The sequence below is a fragment of the Rhodoplanes roseus genome (assembly GCF_003258865.1).
Taxonomy (GTDB): Bacteria; Pseudomonadota; Alphaproteobacteria; order Rhizobiales; family Xanthobacteraceae; genus Rhodoplanes; species Rhodoplanes roseus.
This window is the reverse complement of sequence record NZ_NPEX01000718.1, coordinates 1-313: the sequence shown is the minus strand read 5'-3', so window position 1 is coordinate 313 and position 313 is coordinate 1. Positions and strand designations below refer to the sequence as shown.

Below are 313 nucleotides of genomic sequence, written 5' to 3'. Positions count from 1 at the left end.
TCGGCCTCGCGTTCCGCCGCCGGCGCGCCTATTTAACCCCCATGTCTGCTGACCCTCTCGCTCCCACCGGAAAACCCTGCGCCATCTGCGGCAAGCCGGCCGTGGAGCAGTTCCGGCCGTTCTGCTCGCAGCGGTGCAAGAACGTCGATCTCCACCGCTGGCTGTCCGGCCGCTACGCCGTGCCGGCCGTGGAGGCCGAGGAGGACGAGCTCGGCCTGGCCGAGCCCGACGAGGCGCCGCCGCGCCGGCGCGGGCCGCTGGACGGCGCCTGACCTGACCAGCCGCGGATTGCGCTGTCATTCCGGGGCGCGCG

At 73.5% G+C, this 313-nt stretch carries 1 protein-coding gene; it reads left to right on the top strand.

Features of this window, described 5'->3' with window-relative positions; translation table 11 throughout:
* The coding region (gene yacG / locus CH341_RS32110; RefSeq protein ID WP_425376234.1) for a DNA gyrase inhibitor YacG at positions 1–272 on the top strand (272 nt) is incomplete at its 5' end.
* Between the last annotated feature and the right edge of the window lie 41 nt (positions 273–313).